Genomic DNA, 490 nt, shown 5'->3' with positions numbered 1-490 from the left:
TTCGTCGACCTCGCCCTACACACCGGACACCACACCGGACACCCCCACCTCGAAGAACTCACCCTCCACACACCCTTGCTGCTAAACAGCGCCCCGCTCGATCTCCAAGCCACCCTCACCCCACCCCACGACGGACGACGCACCCTCACCATCCGCACTCGCCCCCACACAACGAGCCCGGACGACATCACCGCCTGGACTCGCCGAACACGGCTACACCTACGGCCCCACCTTCCAGGGCCTCACCGCCGCATGGCACGACAACCACCACACCTACGCCGACATCACCCTCCCCGAGACGGACACCCTCACGGCCGACGCCGAGACCGGGGCCTTCGACATCCACCCCGCACTCCTCGACGCCGCCCTGCACACCATCGCCCTACAGGCACTGGACACCCCCAGCGGCGACGTGTCCGTGCCATTCTCCTGGACCGGCGTCGACCTGTACTCCACCGGCGCCCGCCACCTCCGCGTCAAACTCACCCCG

Annotated in this window: 1 protein-coding gene and 1 pseudogene; both read left to right on the top strand. The window is 68.2% G+C overall.

Annotation, left to right across the window (positions count from 1 at the left end; genetic code table 11):
- Positions 1-150 (top strand): annotated as a pseudogene (locus IH48_RS37735) (hypothetical protein); the annotation flags it as partial.
- Positions 101-490, top strand: a 390-nt coding sequence (locus IH48_RS37730; RefSeq protein ID WP_158710406.1) for a polyketide synthase dehydratase domain-containing protein, incomplete at its 3' end; no start/stop codon positions are given. The pseudogene IH48_RS37735 and the gene IH48_RS37730, both read left to right, overlap by 50 nt.

The sequence above is a fragment of the Streptomyces sp. NRRL F-5126 genome (genome assembly GCF_000721265.1).
In the GTDB taxonomy this organism is placed as follows: Bacteria; Actinomycetota; Actinomycetes; order Streptomycetales; family Streptomycetaceae; genus Streptomyces.
The sequence above is the reverse complement of the archived record's forward strand: the minus strand, read 5'-3'. Positions and strand labels throughout refer to the sequence as shown.